A 15465-nucleotide genomic window follows, 5' to 3' on the forward strand; every position below is an offset into this window, starting at 1 on the left:
ACTGAAAGGAACACTCCGATGTCCACAGATCAGCAGGCAAACAAGGGCCACGGCGGCTTCTCGCGATGGATGCAGCACAAGATGAACGCTCGGATGAACCGCAAGGTCCGAAGCGGTAAAGGCACTTTCATGGGGATGGATGTGCTGATCCTCCACACGGTCGGCCGCCGCAGCGGCACGCCACGGCAGACACCGATCTCCTGGTTCTCCGACGGTGACGACAACGGCTGGCTGCTGGTGGCATCGGGTGGCAAGAACGGGCACCCGGACTGGCACCTCAACCTGATGGGACACCCCGAGCAGGCCACAGTGGAACTGCCCGGCGAGGAACCCCTTGCCGTGGCCCCGCGAGTGCTCGCCGGCGAGGAACGCGCAAGGGCATGGGACGCGATCACCGCCGCGCAGCCTCGGTACGGCAAGTACCAGGCCAAGAGCGATCACGAGTACGCGGTGGTGCGGCTCAGCCCGCGATGAGCGCCGACGGCGAGCCGCCCCGGGTGGCTCGCCGACTCAGGCAGGCAGGAGTCTGCCGATCACCTCGGCCAGCTGGGCGACATTGCGGCATTCGTGCATGGTGACGATGTCGGTATAGTCCTCGGCGGCCGAGTCACCGGTCGACCATGAGCGCGACGGCTCCGGGTTGAGCCAGTAGACCGCCTTCGCGCGCTCGGTGATCGCCTGCAGAGCAGCGAGATTCGGGTCGGTGCGGTTGGTGCGGGCGTCGCCGAGGATCAGGACGCAGGTGCGGGGGCCGACGGCGTCGAGGTAGTGGTCGACGAAACCCTGGAGCACCTCGCCGTAATTGCTGGATCCGAACCGGGCGACGCCACCTTCGCGGACGATGTTCTGCGCGAAGCCCGGCGGTGGGGGCTCGCCGGGGGTGAAGTACTGGGTGATCTCGGCGCAGGTGTCGACGAAACCGAAGCTGCGGACCTTGCTGAACTGGTCCTGCAGGGCTTGCACCAATTGCAGGGTGAATTCGGCGAAACCGCTGACCGAGCCCGAAACATCCGCCAGCACAACGAGGTCGGGGCGGCCGCGCTTGCGGGCACGCAGTACCGGATCAACCGGGACACCACCGGTGGCCATGGAACGACGCAAAGTGCGGCGCAAGTCGATCTGGCCGCGTACCGCCTTCTTGCGGCGCACCGCGAGCCGGGTGGCGAGCTTGCGGGCCAACGGGTGCACGAGGCGGCGCATCTCGGCGAGGTCCTGTTCGCGGGCGCCGAGGAAATCCGTTCGGTCCGCGGAGTTTTCGACGCCGCGGCGGGCGATGTAGTCGGTGCCGCGCAGTTCGGCCGAGCGCAGGCGCGCCTCGGTTTGCACATCGGTGCGGAACTGGTCGACCCGGCGGCGGGCCTCGATGGTGCGCACCGCCGTGTCGAACTGTCCTGTGCCACCCATGGTTTGGGCGAGCTGCTCGGAGATCTCGTCCGGGCGTAGCGATTTCATGGTCAGGTAGGACGACCAGCCCGCGCCGGAAGCCTGGGTGACCCGGCCCGCGCTCTCGCCCGCACCACCGTAGGCACCGAAGGTATTGAGCGCTTCGCGTGCCAGTTCGGCGGTGTCTTCCCCCTGGACGAGGGTGGCGATCAGGCGCTCGCGCAGATCCTCGGGTTTCGCGCTCGGGCGTGCAGGTGGCAGCGAGACGCCGAGGAAGTACAGGTCGAAGAGCTGGTCGAAGACTCTGCGTTGGCCGTTGCGGCGGAGCAGGCAGGCGGCCAGGCCGGAGCGGAGAATACGGGGGTCGGTGGTGCCGAGTGCCACGATCGCGGCTGCCGCGTCGATGGTTTCGCTGGGGCCCGCGTGAATATTGTGCTCGCGCAACAGGGTGACGAAATCGACGAGCCGATCGCTCGTCGGGGCGAAGCGGTCGGGGGGCGGGCTCATGGCTTCACACTGCCGTCCGGCTGGTCGTCGAGACCGAGCCGGTCGATGGCCACGCGATGGTCCGACTGGTATTTCAGCAGGACCCCGAGCGTCGAGCGGACCACACCGCCAGTTAACGTCCGGGTGCCCAACGCAACCAAAGTTCTTGCCCAGTCGACGGTTTCGGCGATCGACGGCGCCTTGCGCAGCGACAACTGACGCAACGCGCTCACCGTCGCCACCACCGGCTCGGCCAGCGCCGCATCGAGCTCAGGGACTTTGAGCGCGACGATCGCCTTCTCCAATTCCGCTGTCGGATAGTCGATATGCAGATACAGACAGCGACGCTTCAGTGCTTCGGACAGGTCGCGGTGGGCGTTGGAGGTGAGGATGACGAAGGGCTTGCGGACCGCGGTGACGGTACCGAGTTCGGGGATGCTCACCTGGAAGTCGCCGAGGACTTCCAGCAGCAGGCCCTCGAGTTCCACGTCGGCCTTGTCGAGCTCATCGATGAGCAGGACCGTGGGGTCGGGGTTGCGGATCGCCGCCAGCAGCGGGCGGGCGAGCAGGAATTCGTCGGTGAAGACGTGGTCGCGGGTGCTGTCCCAGTCCTCGCCGGAGGTGGCGGTGATGCGGAGCAGCTGCTTGGCGTGGTTCCACTCGTACAGGGCACGGGCTTCGTCCACGCCCTCGTAGCACTGCAGGCGGATGAGCTCGGCACTCACCGCGGCGGCGACCGCCTTGGCGAGCTCGGTCTTGCCGACACCGGCGGGACCCTCGATCAGCAGCGGTTTGCCGAGGCGGTCGGCGAGGAAGACCGCGGTCGCGATATCGAGGGACGGTAGGTAGCCGGCGGCTGTCAGCCGGTCGGTCACCTGGTCCACCGAGGAAAAGAAGTTACTCATCGGTAACCAGTATATCGAGTGTCACCCGCGCCCGGCGATCGCGGCGGCGACTCCGTCGAGAACGAGGTCGAGGCCGAAGGTGAAATCGCCGTCCGCCGATTCCTCGTCCGGTGGGACGTCGGCGAAAGCCCGGTCGGCGAAGAGGGCGGCGATCTCCGGAAACTGCGACAGGTCGAGGGTCGACACCTCGCGCTGGTACGCGTCGAGAGATTGCGCCTCGCTGCGCTGTTCGGTGCCGCGCCGCTCGGCCATGTGCCGGTCGGTGACGAAGGACTGCCGGACATAGCCGCCGACCACGGTGATCGCGCCGATCTTGGCGCCCCAGTCCAGGCCGGTGTCGCGCAGGGCGGCGAGGCCTGCGTTCATCCAGGCGAGGGCGTTCAGGCCGCGCGGCGGGCCGGTGATGGGGATCTGAGTCAGCCAGGGATGGCGCGCGAACACGGCTCGCTGACCGGTCGCCCACTCGCGCAGGGCGGGCCGCCAGGCGGGACCGATGACAGGTGGCGGGCCGAAGGCGGTGTCGGCCATCAGGTCGGTGAGGCCGTCTTTCGAGCCGATGTGGCGGTAGAGCGACATCGGTGTGACATCCAGCGCGGCAGCCACTTTCGTCAGCGACGCGGCGCGTAGACCGTCGCGGTCGGCCAGCGTGATGGCCGTCGCCACGATGCGATCCGCGTCCAGCTCGGCTGGGCGGCCGACGCGCGGCCGAGCCGGATCGGGCTGTTTGCTGGTCACCGTCTCCTCGTTCGTTCGGGGTTCCCTCAACTTAACATAGGGGTTATAGTTTAAGCCTTATACTAATTGCGATCGGGCGGGAAGGCTCGAAGGCGAGGGGCGAATGACTATGGACATCAACAAGATTCAGCGAATCACCGGAGCTGCCGCGTTCGCGGGTGCAGGATGCACGCTGATCGAACTACCGCTGTATTTCGTCTACGCGGGGGCGCCGCCGGACGCCAATGTGCTCACCCGATGCTTGCTCGGGCTGGTCGGGATCACCCTGTTCATCGTGTTCATGAGCGGGATCGCCTACGTCGTGAGACAGCGTGACCCGGAACGCGAATGGTTCGGGTCGCTGGCCGCCAGGGCCGGAACAGCATGGCTCACGGTCGTTATGGTCTCGACCGGGCTCGAGGTCGGTGCCGTGATCGCCGCACCCGAGCCGATCGATCCCACCATCACCGTCACGGGCACCTACATCCTGTACGGGACCGTCTCGCGACTGCTGGAAGGACTGTTCCTGGTGGCTTTCGCGATCGCGGCCGCACGGCTGCTGCCCCGCTGGTGCATCGTGACCAGCTGGGCTCTGGCGGCGGTGAACTTCGCGTTCGTGCCGTCGCTGTTCTTCGGGAACACTCCGGCCGAGTTCTACGCCGCCAACGGGTGGGGCACCACCGCGACCGTCGGCGGGCTCACCATGCTGTGGTTGTTCGCGATCGGGATCGCGCTGTACCGGTCGGCCCCGGCCGATCAGTACGCGTTGTCGGCCACTTCCACCTGACCGTCCTCGATCGCGGCCAGCAGCAATCGGTAGTCGGCCATGGTCTGATCCGAATACGACATCGCGAAATCGCGCAATCCCTTGTCGAACTTGTCGCTGCCGCCGATATAGGTGTCGATGGCGATCGGGTCGCCCGAACGGCAGTGGGCGCGGGCCAGCACACCACCGCACAGCCCGCCGTAATTGGAGAGCTGACGGTGGCTCATGTTCTCGATATCGGCCGAGCCCTTCATATCGCGGAACTGACGCCAGTAGAAGTGCACACCCTCGGGTCCGGTGGCCCAGCCGAGGAAGATGTCGCTGGCCGCCTGCATCAGTCGCTGACCGGCGACGACACGATGTCCCTGGTGCCGATACCGGCTCGGCTTCTGATGCGGCGCCAGCACCGAGGTGTCGGCCTCCTTCATCTGCAGGAACAGCGGGGTGCCGGACTCCTTGTCCATCATCAGCGCGATGAAGCACCGGGTACCGACACTGCCGACGCCGACGACCTTCACGGCGGTATCGACCAGGGTGTAGCGATTGAGCAATACACGCATCTGGTCGGGCAGGCTGCGCCGGTATTCGGCGAGCACGTCCTTCACGGTGGCCTCGTCGAGCGAGGTGACGGGTACCAGCAACGGCGGCTGATTCTTGATCCGCGGGATGCCGTCGGCATCGGGTTCGGTGAGCTTGTCCAGCGCCTGCAGGCTGGTGCGCTTCTTGGCCGAGGCGACCGTCTTCTCCGCCTTCTTGCGGAAACTCTTCTTGGGGATCTGCGCGATCACCTTGTCGGCGTCGACGCGTTCATACCAGATGCTGAGACTGTCCTGCTCGGCCAGTGCCTCGATGCCCTCGCGATAGCCGCGGGCGGTCGCCTCCGCCGCCGACGCCGCGTCCTCGTCGGAACAGCCCTTCCCGAGCGCGGCGACCGCGACACTGGCGACCAGGCGTTTGACGTCCCATTCGAACGGGCCGGGCAGTGTCTCGTCGAAGTCGTTGAGATCGAAGACGAGGTTGCGTTCCGGCGTACCGAAGAGCCCGAAGTTCGCCAGGTGCGCGTCGCCACACAGTTGCACGACGAGTCCGGTGTCAGGGCCACTGCCCAGGTCATAGGCCATCACCGCCGCGGCACCACGCAGGAAAGCGAACGGCGACTCCGCCATCCGCGCCATCCGGATCGGCACCAGACTCTGTACCCGCTTCGCGTTCTGTTTCAGCAGAATCGCCACCGGGTCCTCCCGACCCGGCTCCGCCTTCCACTCCCCCATCGCGGATCGCGAAACCCGCTGCCGCGCCGCTTTACCGACCTCAGCCGCCTGCCGATCGAAATCCTCAACCGTCGTCATCGAGCAAGTCTGGCGCTACCGGACCACCACGGCAAGGACCAGCGGAGAACCATGTGGTGACAGGGCGCGTCACCGATCAGCAAACACGAATGGCTCATTGAGAAGTCTCCCGCAATCGACCGCCGACAGCAGGAGTGAGGCTACCGACCGGGCCGCCTGAGCCACTCGTCGATTCGGCGGACGAGCTCCTGCCACCAGGTCCGATGCGGGTCCGGTGGCGGAGTCGGCACAGGCTCGGGCGTCGGCTGGGGCTCGGGAGTCGGTTCGGGGTCGGGTACCGGGACCAGCACCTTCCGGCGAATCCCGGTACAGGTGAATTGGGTCGCCCGATAGGGGTTCCCGTTCTCCGCCCACTCGGACACGATGAGGGTGAACTTGCCGTCCTCGAGCCTGCTGTAGGGGTGGATGTAGCCGCCGTACAGGCGCGGGACCGTGTCGACACCGCGCGGCATCCCGGTCATCGGCCGGTGTGTGTGGGTCGTGATCCAGTTGGTGTTGTCGATGCGGTCGCCGACCTTGACGAAGATCGAGTAGTCCCCCTCGTCGAATCCGGAGATCACGGCCCTGTTCTCGACATAGCGCAGGCAGATCTCGCCGAATCGCCAACCGGGCAGGATCGGCGTGGGCTCACGGTTCCAGGCCCAGTTGTCGCCGTCCCAGCCCCAGCCCTGCCAGGCGTGTGGATCAGACAGGCCTTCGACCGTCGCGCGCCACAGCAGCATGTCCTTGTTCCTGGCCAGGCCGCCGGTGGAGATGATGTGCACCCAGTCGCTGTGCGGGTCCTTGGCCCAGGAGATCATGACCCGCTTGCCCCCGAAGGCGCCGCACCAGAACTTCGAACCGCTGCGCGCCCAGGTGATGCCGCTGTCATCGGATGTCCATACCTCGCACCACTTCTCGTTGCCGAGGCCCTTGGTGTACATGACCCACAGGTAGATCCGGCCGTCGATGGTCATCGCGTCGCACGGCAGGACGGTGGAGTACTCGGCGTTGTCGTGCTGGTAGTCCCACAGCTGGCGACCGTCGGTGCTCGGCGAGGTGGCCATGACGATCGGCTCGGCGGGGTCGCGCTGCGACGTGCGAGTGATGATGGGGGAACGCCAGTTTCCGATATTGCCCATCGGTGGGCCGTACGGGCCGTCCCCGGAGAACGAGTCGCCCCAGATGAAGCCGACGTCGCCGTTGGGCAGCTCGAACGGAATCGCGAGATCGCCGCCACCGAGGTCAGCAGAGGGCACAGGGTTCAGATCCGTGACGCGGATGACACACACCCCCGGGTCGGCTCGAGCCAAAATCGTTGGGCTGGTGTCGCTTCCGTCACCGTTTCAGGCTACCCGGAGAATGACACAGGGCCCGGTCGCGTGATGCGAACGGGCCCTGCGGGGGAAACTGCGGAGATTACGCGGTTTCGGTGATCGGGCGGTCGACCCAGCTCATCAGGCCGCGGAGCTTGGCGCCGGTGACCTCGATGGGGTGCTCGGCGTTCTCCTTGCGCAGGCCCTCGAGCTCCTTGTTGCCGCCTTCGACGTTGGCGACGAGGCGCTTGACGAAGGTGCCGTCCTGGATGTCGGTCAGGATCGCCTTCATGCGCTCCTTGGTGCCCGCGTCGATGACGCGGGGGCCCGACAGGTAGCCACCGAACTCGGCGGTGTCGGAGACCGAGTAGTTCATGCGGGCGATGCCGCCTTCGTACATCAGGTCGACGATCAGCTTGAGCTCGTGCAGGACCTCGAAGTAGGCCATCTCGGGGGCGTAGCCCGCCTCGACCATGACCTCGAAACCGATCTTGACCAGTTCCTCGGTGCCACCGCAGAGCACGGCCTGCTCACCGAAGAGGTCGGTCTCGGTCTCTTCCTTGAAGGTGGTCTTGATGACGCCCGCGCGGGTGCCGCCGATGCCCTTGGCGTAGGACAGCGCCAGCGCCTGGCCCTCGCCGGTCGGGTCCTGATCGACAGCGATCAGAGCCGGAACGCCCTTGCCGTCGACGAACTGACGACGCACCAGGTGGCCGGGGCCCTTCGGGGCGACCATGGCGACGGTGACGCCGGCCGGAGCCTTCACCAGACCGAAGTGGATGTTGAGGCCGTGGCCGAAGAACAGCGCGTCGCCGTCCTTCAGGTTGGGCTCGATGTCGTTGGTGAAGATCGACGCCTGCGCGGTGTCGGGGGCGAGCACCATGATCACGTCGGCCCACGCGGAGACCTCGGCGGGGGTGCCGACGGTCAGACCGGCCTCTTCGGCCTTCGGGCGAGACTTCGAACCCTCGGCCAGGCCGACGCGGACGTCGACGCCGGAGTCGCGCAGACTCAGCGAGTGCGCGTGGCCCTGGCTGCCGTAACCGATCACGGCGACCTTGCGGCCCTGGATGATCGACAGGTCAGCGTCGTCGTCGTAGAACATCTCGACTGCCACTTTGGTTGGTCCCTTCTCGAATGCGGTTAGGAAAAGTTATCGCGGAGGTTGCTGAGGGAGGTTCAGCGGGTCGCGGTGATCGACTTGGGGCCGCGGCCGACGGCCACGACACCGGACTGCACGATCTCGCGGATGCCATAGGGCTCGACCATGCGCAGCAGTGCGTCGAGCTTGGAACGGGTACCGGTCGCTTCGATGGTCAGCGCGTCGGGCGAGACGTCGATCACCTTGGCGCGGAACAACTGCACGGCCTCGATCACCTGCGTGCGCACCGACGCGTCGGCCCGCACCTTCACCAGGATCAGCTCGCGGGCCACCGACGCGTCGGCGTCCTGCTCCACGATCTTGATGACGTTGATCAGCTTGTTGAGCTGCTTGGTGACCTGCTCGAGGGGCAGATCGTCGACGGTCACGACGATCGTCATGCGCGAGATCTCGGGGATCTCGGTGCCACCGACGGCGAGGGATTCGATATTGAAGCCACGGCGTGAGAACAGGCTCGCGACTCGGGCCAGCACGCCGGGCTTGTCCTCGACGAGAACGCTCAGCGTATGGGTCGTGCTCATGCTTCAGTACCCTTCTGGGGTGCGTCCTGCTCGATGAATGCGGCCTGCTCGCGTTCCATCGCCTCGTGGATGATCGCCGGTTCGGAAACCGACTCGTCCTCGTCGAAGAGCGGACGGATGCCGCGGGCGAACATGATCTCGTCGTTGCTGGTGCCGGAAGCGACCATCGGCCACACCTGGGCGTCCTTGCCGACGATGAAGTCGATCACGACCGGGCGATCGGTGATCGCCTGGGCCTGCCGGATCGCGTCCTCGACCTCGGACTCCTTCTCCACCCGGATGCCGACGCAACCCAGCGCCTCGGCCAGCTTCACGAAGTCGGGGATGCGCAGGGTGTGCGTGCCGAGATCGGTGTTGGAGTAGCGCTGTTCGTAGAACAGGGTCTGCCACTGGCGGACCATGCCCAGGTTGCCGTTGTTGATCAGGGCGACCTTGATCGGCACGCCCTCGATCGCGCAGGTGGCCAGTTCCTGATTGGTCATCTGGAAGCAGCCGTCACCGTCGACCGCCCAGACTTCCTTCTCCGGCGCGCCCATCTTGGCGCCCATGGCCGCGGGGACCGCGTAACCCATGGTGCCGAGGCCGCCCGAGTTGAGCCAGGTGCGCGGGTTCTCGTACTTGATGAACTGCGCGGCCCACATCTGGTGCTGGCCGACGCCCGCGCAGTAGACGGCCTCGGGGCCTGCGAGACGGCCGAGGGTCTCGATGACGTACTCCGGCGAGACCGAGCCGTCGCTGGGGGTCTTCCAGCCCAGCGGGTAGTTCTCGCGGATGCCGCTGAGGTAGGCCCACCATTCGGTGAGATTCAGCAACGGCGCCGCACCGAACTGCGGGTCGGCCTTGAGGGTCTCGATCAGCTCGACGATCACCTCACGCGCGTCGCCGACGATCGGGACGTCGGCGTGGCGGTTCTTGCCGATCTCGGCCGGGTCGATGTCGGCGTGGATGACCTTCGCGTCGGGCGCGAAGGAGTCCAGCTGACCGGTGACGCGGTCGTCGAACCGGGCGCCGAGGGTGATCAGCAGGTCCGAGCGCTGCAGCGCGGCGACAGCGCCGACGGTGCCGTGCATGCCGGGCATGCCCATGTTCAGCGTGTGACTGTCGGGGAACGCGCCACGCGCCATCAGGGTGGTGACGACCGGGATGCCGGTGAGTTCGGCCAGCTCGAGCAGTTCGGCCGAGGCGTCGGACTTGATCACGCCGCCACCGACGTAGAGCACCGGCTGCTTGGACTCCATGATCATCCTGGCGGCCTCGCGCACCTGCTTGCCGTGCGGCTTGGTGACCGGACGGTAGCCGGGCAGACGCATCTCCGGCGGCCACGAGAACGTGGTCTGCGCCTGCAGGGCGTCCTTGGTGATGTCGACCAGGACCGCGCCGGGGCGACCCGAGGCGGCGAGGTAGAACGCCTCGGCCAGGGTGCGCGGGATCTCGGCGGCGTCCTTGACCAGGAAGTTGTGCTTGGTGATCGGCATGGTGATGCCGGAGATGTCGGCTTCCTGGAACGCGTCGGTACCGACCAGGCTCGACGGCACCTGACCGGTGATCGCCACGATCGGGACCGAGTCCATCTGCGCATCCGCCAGCGGGGTCACCAGGTTGGTGGCGCCGGGACCGGAGGTGGCCATACACACACCGACCTTGCCCGAGGCCTGCGCGTAACCGGTCGCCGCGTGACCGGCGCCCTGCTCGTGGCGCACCAGGACGTGGCGGACCTTCTTGGAATCGAACAGCGGGTCGTAGACAGGAAGGACCGCGCCGCCGGGAATGCCGAATACCGTGTCGACGTCGAGCTCTTCGAGGGACCGAACCACCGACTGGGCGCCGGTCACGCGCTCGGGCGCGACCTGGCGGCGGGTGGGGTTGGTCGCCGGGCTACCGGGGGTAGCTGAAGGCGCTGACCTGCGGGCCGATGGCCCGGGTCGTGCGGTTGGTGCACTCACCGTCTTCGTTCCTCACTGTCTCGTTCTGACTCGGACTGACCCGACAGGGCCGCTGGCATTCGCCCGAACACAAAAAAGCCCCCGCCCAGCGCATGGCTGTTCGAGGGTGGCGCGTCGCAAACGCGAGCTGACGTATTGACTAGGTGTCAGGCTCAGCGCTGGACGCGCCGGCCGATTACGAGCTCGTTTCGAATCACACGTACGACGTTAGGCGCGCGTACTGCGTCGAGTCAAACAGGCTTTCCGCTCCGGTCCCATTCTGTGGGACTCGAGTGGTTGCGTGGGTCCGTGTACCAAGATGCGAGGATAGGAGGGTGTCATCACCGCATCAGTCCGTGCCACCGGCTAAATCGTCCCACACCACCGACGAGGGAACCGATACGGGTCGCCCGTCGCGACCCGGCGGCCTGCGGTCGGCCGGTCCGGGGCGGCTCGCGGCGATCGCAGCGGTGGTACTGGCGTACCTGATCGTTGTCGTCGTCGGCACCGTGCAGGACTGGTCGCTGGGGGTGCGGGTCGGGTTGATCGTGCCCGTCGCGGTGATCGTCTGGCTGCTGGTGCCGCGCAAGGCGAACACACCGACCCCGGGTGTGCACGTGATCGGCGTTCCCCGGCTGGCCTATATCGGCGTGCTGGTGCTGGCGTTCTGCGTGTTCTTCCCGTTCGTCGGGTGGCCCCTCCTGCTGTGGCCGCTGCTGCTGGCCCCGGTGGTCGCGGTGTGGTGGGTGATCCGCACGCACACGACCGTGTCCGAGGGCGGGCTCGAGCTGAGTTCGATGTTCGGGAAGAAGCATCTCGATTGGGCGCAGGTCAAGGGGATCAGCATTCCCAAGCGGGGATACGTGCGGGCTCGGCTCGACGATGATTCCGAGGTGCGGTTGCCCGCGGTCGGTTATGACCGGTTGCGCGAGCTGATCGAGGCATCCGGGGGTCGTCTGCCCGATGTGTTCGCTTCGGCGGAAGCTGCCGAGGCGGAGCGGATCGCGGCCGAGCGGGCAGCGGCGAAGGAAGAAGCCGAGTCCGAAGCGGGTGCGCCGTCGGAGGCGAAGGCCGAGCCGGAAGCCGAACCCAAGTCCGAGCAGTGACCGTCGGCACTGTGGGAATCAGCACACGGCGTCGGCCGTTGTAGCGGTAAGCTGACGGCGACCGGGCAACCCCGCGCCGACGGCACCACCGCGGCGACACCTCACGGAGCGACACTCCCGCCTCGAGCCCCGGTTCCATCACTCCCGCACGTCACCACCGGCGCGACGCGACCATCGCCCGCCGGAGTAACGTGACGGGCTGCCGGACGCATCGCGTACTCGCACGTGCCACGCAGGTCAGCCCCCTGCTCGCACGCTTGCCACGCACCCAGCGACACACGAGGATTTCAATGCCACCGCTTCGTTCACGCACCACCACCATCGGCCGCAATGCCGCGGGCGCGCGCTCGCTCTGGCGCGCGACCGGCATGACCGATTCCGACTTCGGCAAGCCGATCATCGCGATCGCGAACTCGTACACGCAGTTCGTTCCGGGTCACGTGCACCTCAAGAACATGGGCGACATCGTCGCCGAAGCCGTCCGCGCCGCCGGTGGGGTGCCGCGCGAGTTCCACACCATCGCCGTCGACGACGGTATCGCCATGGGCCACGGCGGCATGCTCTACTCGCTGCCCTCGCGCGAGATCATCGCCGACTCCGTCGAGTACATGGCCAACGCCCACACCGCCGACGCGCTGGTGTGTATCTCCAACTGCGACAAGATCACTCCCGGCATGCTCAATGCCGCGATGCGCCTCAACATCCCGGCCGTGTTCGTCTCCGGTGGGCCGATGGAGGCCGGTAAGGCCGTGATCGCCGACGGTGTCGCGCACGCGCCGCTCGATCTGGTCAGCGCGATCTCCGCGAGCGCGAGCCAGGAGGTGTCCGACGAAGGCCTCGACGAGGTCGAGCGGTCCGCCTGCCCGACCTGTGGTTCGTGCTCGGGCATGTTCACCGCGAACTCGATGAACTGCCTGACCGAGGCACTCGGTCTCGCGTTGCCGGGCAACGGTTCCACGCTGGCCACCCACTCCGCGCGGCGCGCGCTGTTCGAGCGGGCCGGCACGGTCATCGTCGATATCGCCAAGCGCTGGTACCAGGACGACGATGCCTCGGTGCTGCCGCGAAACGTGGCCAACGCCAAGGCTTTCCGCAATGCGATGGCACTCGACGTCGCCATGGGCGGCTCGACCAACACCGTGCTGCACACCCTCGCCGCCGCGCTGGAAGGCGAGATCGACTTCGATCTGCAGAGCATCGACGAGATCAGCCGCCGGGTGCCGTGTCTGTCGAAGGTGTCGCCGAACTCGGATTACCACATGGAAGACGTGCACCGCGCCGGTGGCATCCCCGCCATCCTCGGCGAGCTGCGTCGTGGTGGCCTGCTCGAAACCGACGTCACCACCGTGCACACCGCCTCGTTCGAGGAATACCTCGACACCTGGGATATCCGCTCGGGCAAGGCATCCGAGGAGGCTGTCGAGCTCTTCCACGCCGCCCCCGGTGGTGTGCGCACGGTCGAGCCGTTCTCCACCAGCAACCGCTGGTCCTCGCTGGACACCGACGCCGCCGGTGGCTGCATCCGCGATATGGAGCACGCTTACACCGTCGAGGGCGGGCTGTGCGTGCTGCGCGGCAATATCGCTCCCGACGGCGCGATCCTCAAGACCGCGGGCATCGACGAGGACCTGTTCACCTTCGAAGGCCCGGCCGTGGTGGTCGAGTCGCAGGAGGAAGCGGTGTCGATGATCCTGGGCAAGAAGATCCAGCCCGGTGATGTGGTCGTCGTCCGCTACGAAGGCCCCGCGGGCGGTCCGGGCATGCAGGAGATGCTGCACCCGACCTCGTTCCTCAAGGGCCTCGGCCTCGGCAAGGTGTGCGCGCTGATCACCGACGGACGCTTCTCCGGTGGCACCTCGGGTCTGTCGATCGGCCACGTCTCCCCCGAAGCCGCGTCCGGCGGTGTCATCGGCTTGGTCGAGAACGGTGACCGCATCCGCATCGATGTGCACACCCGCGCGCTGGAAGTCCTTGTCTCCGACGAGGTCCTCGCCGAGCGCCGCGCGAAGATGGAAGCCTCGGAACGCCCCTGGCAGCCGCTGAACCGCGAGCGCACGGTCACCACCGCCCTGCGCGCCTATGCAGCGCTCGCCACGTCGGCCGACAAGGGCGCGGTCCGGCGCGTCCCGTAAGAATTGCCGAAGACGAACGGCGTCCCTCGAATTCGAGGGACGCCGTTCGTCTTTCTCTGACAGCGGGATCAGACGAGGGCGGGTTGTGTTGTCGGCGTTGATGACTCGTCGTGGCCGGTTCGGGAGGGGATCAAGGCGGTGGCTACGAGGCCGAGGAGGACGAAGCCCGCGGCCAGGTAGGCGCCGAGGTTGACGCCGGTGGTCATGGCGGATCGGCCGGCGGTGGCCACCTCCTGCGTATCCGGTTGGGCGGCGAAACCTTCGATCGCCGCGCCCGCGCTGCCGGTGATGGCGTGGGCGTATTGCTGGGACTGGGCGGGCGGCATTCCTGTTGCGGTCAGGTCTTTGTCGACGTTCGAGCTCAGGGTGGTGAAGAAGATCGTGGTGAGCAGCGCGATGCCGAGGGCGGAGCCCAGTTGGCGGAACGCGCTCTGGATGCCGGAGGCTTGGCCGTTGTCGGCTTCGGGGATGTCGGCCAGGACGACGTTGGTCACCTGGGCCGTGGCGAAGCCGACGCCGATGCCGTACACGCACAGGACCAGCGCGATCGACCACCACGAGCTGTCCGTGGCGGCGAAGAAGCCCAGCGCGGCCAGACCGACGACCTCGAGTCCGAGGCCGAGGCGGACCATGTTCAGCGGCGACGCCTTGCCCGCCATCCCGAAGCTGGCGCCACTGGCGATGAAGCTGCCGATGGCGATCGGCACCAGCGCCAGACCTGCCTGCAGGGCGCTGAAGCCGAGGGTGAACTGCATCCACAGCGGCAGCACCGCGACGATGCCGAACTCGCCGAGACCGATGATCAGGGTGGCGATATTGCCGTTGCGGAACGAGGCCAGCGAGAACAGGCTCAGGTCCATCAGCGCCTTGTCGGCATTACCGCCGCGTCGCAACAGCACCTGCCTGATGACGAAACCGCCCAGCGACAGCACGCTCAGCACCAGCGCGACCAGGACCGGCGAAGGCCCACTCCCCCAGCTGAATCCGCCGATTCCCAGCGGATGGATGGTGGTGATCCAGCCGTAGGTGCGACCCTCGACGAGCCCGAAGGCGAGCAGTCCGAGGCCCAGCACCGACAGGATCGAGCCGAGCACATCGAGTCGACCGGCGACCTTCGGCGACGGCGCGATGCACGCCAGCACACCGACCACGATCAGCACGGCCAGCGGCACATTGATGCCGAACGCCCAGCGCCACGACACGTGTTCGGCCAGCCAGCCACCGAGCAGCGGGCCGAGCGCGGCGGCCGCACCGATCGTGGAACCCCACACCGCGAAGGCCTGACCACGGGCTTTGCCGGTGAAGGTGGCATTGAGCAGGGCCAGCGAGGTCGGCAGGATCATCGCCGCGCCCGCGCCCTGCAGGAACCGGGCGATGACGAGCAGGCCGCCGTTCGGCGCGAGCCCGGCCAGGATACTGGTGGCGCCGAACACCACGACACCGGCGACGAACACCCTGCGCGCCCCGACGATGTCGGCGATCCGCCCGACCACGAGAAGCAGCGCCGCGAACACGATCGCGTAGGACTCCTGAATCCATTGCGCCTCGGTCGAACCCGTGTCCAGGTCTTCGATGATCGACGGGATGATCACGTTCACGATCGTGGTGTCGACCACGATCAGCGCCACGCCGAGGGCGATGGCGATCAAGCCGAGCCATCGGCGGACGGACGACTCTTGACTCATCGCACACTCCTATTTCCATGGTGGAATATTTCCATGGTC

Annotated in this window: 13 protein-coding genes; 4 read left to right on the top strand and 9 right to left on the bottom strand. The window is 67.0% G+C overall.

Annotation, left to right across the window (positions count from 1 at the left end; all coding sequences use genetic code 11):
- Positions 1-18 precede the first annotated feature (18 nt).
- Positions 19-474: a nitroreductase family deazaflavin-dependent oxidoreductase gene (locus ACFWPK_RS01270; RefSeq protein ID WP_378912508.1), complete on the top strand. Its 456-nt coding sequence runs from the start codon at positions 19-21 to the stop codon at positions 472-474.
- A 36-nt stretch (positions 475-510) separates the two neighbouring features.
- On the opposite strand, the gene ACFWPK_RS01275 is transcribed toward ACFWPK_RS01270, so the two are convergent.
- The 3 genes from ACFWPK_RS01275 to ACFWPK_RS01285 are packed head-to-tail and all read right to left on the bottom strand — an operon-like array spanning position 511 to position 3509.
- Entirely contained in the window at positions 511-1890 is a 1380-nt protein-coding gene (locus tag ACFWPK_RS01275; protein ID WP_378912509.1) for a VWA domain-containing protein, read from the bottom strand.
- On the bottom strand, positions 1887-2774 hold the full coding sequence (locus ACFWPK_RS01280; protein ID WP_378912510.1) for an AAA family ATPase: 888 nt from the start codon (positions 2772-2774) through the stop codon (positions 1887-1889). The genes ACFWPK_RS01275 and ACFWPK_RS01280 overlap by 4 nt, the downstream gene beginning before the upstream one ends.
- A 21-nt stretch (positions 2775-2795) precedes the next feature.
- Positions 2796-3509, bottom strand: coding sequence for a TetR/AcrR family transcriptional regulator C-terminal domain-containing protein (locus tag ACFWPK_RS01285; RefSeq protein ID WP_378912511.1), 714 nt, complete (start codon positions 3507-3509; stop codon positions 2796-2798).
- Between the two features lie 103 nt (positions 3510-3612).
- Between ACFWPK_RS01285 and ACFWPK_RS01290 the strand changes: the two genes are divergently transcribed.
- Positions 3613-4275, top strand: a complete 663-nt coding sequence (locus ACFWPK_RS01290) for a hypothetical protein (protein ID WP_378912512.1) — start codon at positions 3613-3615, stop codon at positions 4273-4275.
- Here the strand turns inward: ACFWPK_RS01290 and ACFWPK_RS01295 are convergent.
- The 5 genes from ACFWPK_RS01295 to ACFWPK_RS01315 form a co-directional block, all read right to left on the bottom strand.
- The gene (locus ACFWPK_RS01295) at positions 4245-5603 is read right to left on the bottom strand and encodes a DUF2252 domain-containing protein (RefSeq protein WP_378912513.1); all 1359 of its coding nucleotides are present in this window, start codon (positions 5601-5603) and stop codon (positions 4245-4247) included. The two genes, ACFWPK_RS01290 and ACFWPK_RS01295, sit on opposite strands and share 31 nt — an antisense overlap.
- A gap of 140 nt (positions 5604-5743) precedes the next feature.
- Positions 5744-6841 carry a DUF4185 domain-containing protein gene (locus tag ACFWPK_RS01300; RefSeq protein WP_378912514.1) on the bottom strand — a complete coding sequence of 366 codons (1098 nt, stop codon included), beginning with the start codon at positions 6839-6841 and terminating at the stop codon, positions 5744-5746.
- A 160-nt stretch (positions 6842-7001) separates the two neighbouring features.
- A complete protein-coding gene (ilvC, locus tag ACFWPK_RS01305; protein WP_174551969.1) occupies positions 7002-8003 on the bottom strand; it encodes a ketol-acid reductoisomerase in 1002 nt (333 codons plus the stop codon).
- A 74-nt stretch (positions 8004-8077) separates the two neighbouring features.
- Positions 8078-8581: an acetolactate synthase small subunit gene (gene ilvN, locus ACFWPK_RS01310; protein WP_019048314.1), complete on the bottom strand. Its 504-nt coding sequence runs from the start codon at positions 8579-8581 to the stop codon at positions 8078-8080.
- Complete coding sequence (locus ACFWPK_RS01315; RefSeq protein WP_378912515.1) at positions 8578-10524, bottom strand: acetolactate synthase large subunit; 1947 nt, start codon at positions 10522-10524, stop codon at positions 8578-8580. Before ACFWPK_RS01315 ends, ilvN begins: the two co-directional genes overlap by 4 nt.
- 314 nt (positions 10525-10838) lie before the next feature.
- Between ACFWPK_RS01315 and ACFWPK_RS01320 the strand changes: the two genes are divergently transcribed.
- On the top strand, positions 10839-11609 hold the full coding sequence (locus tag ACFWPK_RS01320; RefSeq protein ID WP_378912516.1) for a PH domain-containing protein: 771 nt from the start codon (positions 10839-10841) through the stop codon (positions 11607-11609).
- Between the two features lie 290 nt (positions 11610-11899).
- Positions 11900-13741: a dihydroxy-acid dehydratase gene (gene ilvD, locus ACFWPK_RS01325; protein ID WP_378912517.1), complete on the top strand. Its 1842-nt coding sequence runs from the start codon at positions 11900-11902 to the stop codon at positions 13739-13741.
- A gap of 68 nt (positions 13742-13809) precedes the next feature.
- Here the strand turns inward: ilvD and ACFWPK_RS01330 are convergent, their stop codons facing one another.
- Positions 13810-15426 (bottom strand): DHA2 family efflux MFS transporter permease subunit, encoded by a 1617-nt coding sequence (locus ACFWPK_RS01330; RefSeq protein WP_378912518.1) that lies wholly within the window; start codon positions 15424-15426, stop codon positions 13810-13812.
- Positions 15427-15465 lie beyond the last annotated feature (39 nt).

It is taken from the genome of Nocardia sp. NPDC058519, from assembly GCF_042719755.1.
In the GTDB taxonomy this organism is placed as follows: Bacteria; Actinomycetota; Actinomycetes; order Mycobacteriales; family Mycobacteriaceae; genus Nocardia.

Coding starts and splice junctions, on each gene's coding strand:
- ACFWPK_RS01270 (WP_378912508.1), top strand. CDS start 19: ATGTCCACAGATCAGCAGGCAAACAAGGGCCACGGCGGCTTCTCGCGA.
- ACFWPK_RS01275 (WP_378912509.1), bottom strand. CDS start 1,890: ATGAGCCCGCCCCCCGACCGCTTCGCCCCGACGAGCGATCGGCTCGTC.
- ACFWPK_RS01280 (WP_378912510.1), bottom strand. CDS start 2,774: ATGAGTAACTTCTTTTCCTCGGTGGACCAGGTGACCGACCGGCTGACA.
- ACFWPK_RS01290 (WP_378912512.1), top strand. CDS start 3,613: ATGACTATGGACATCAACAAGATTCAGCGAATCACCGGAGCTGCCGCG.
- ACFWPK_RS01295 (WP_378912513.1), bottom strand. CDS start 5,603: ATGACGACGGTTGAGGATTTCGATCGGCAGGCGGCTGAGGTCGGTAAA.
- ilvC (WP_174551969.1), bottom strand. CDS start 8,003: ATGTTCTACGACGACGACGCTGACCTGTCGATCATCCAGGGCCGCAAG.
- ilvN (WP_019048314.1), bottom strand. CDS start 8,581: ATGAGCACGACCCATACGCTGAGCGTTCTCGTCGAGGACAAGCCCGGC.
- ilvD (WP_378912517.1), top strand. CDS start 11,900: ATGCCACCGCTTCGTTCACGCACCACCACCATCGGCCGCAATGCCGCG.
- ACFWPK_RS01330 (WP_378912518.1), bottom strand. CDS start 15,426: ATGAGTCAAGAGTCGTCCGTCCGCCGATGGCTCGGCTTGATCGCCATC.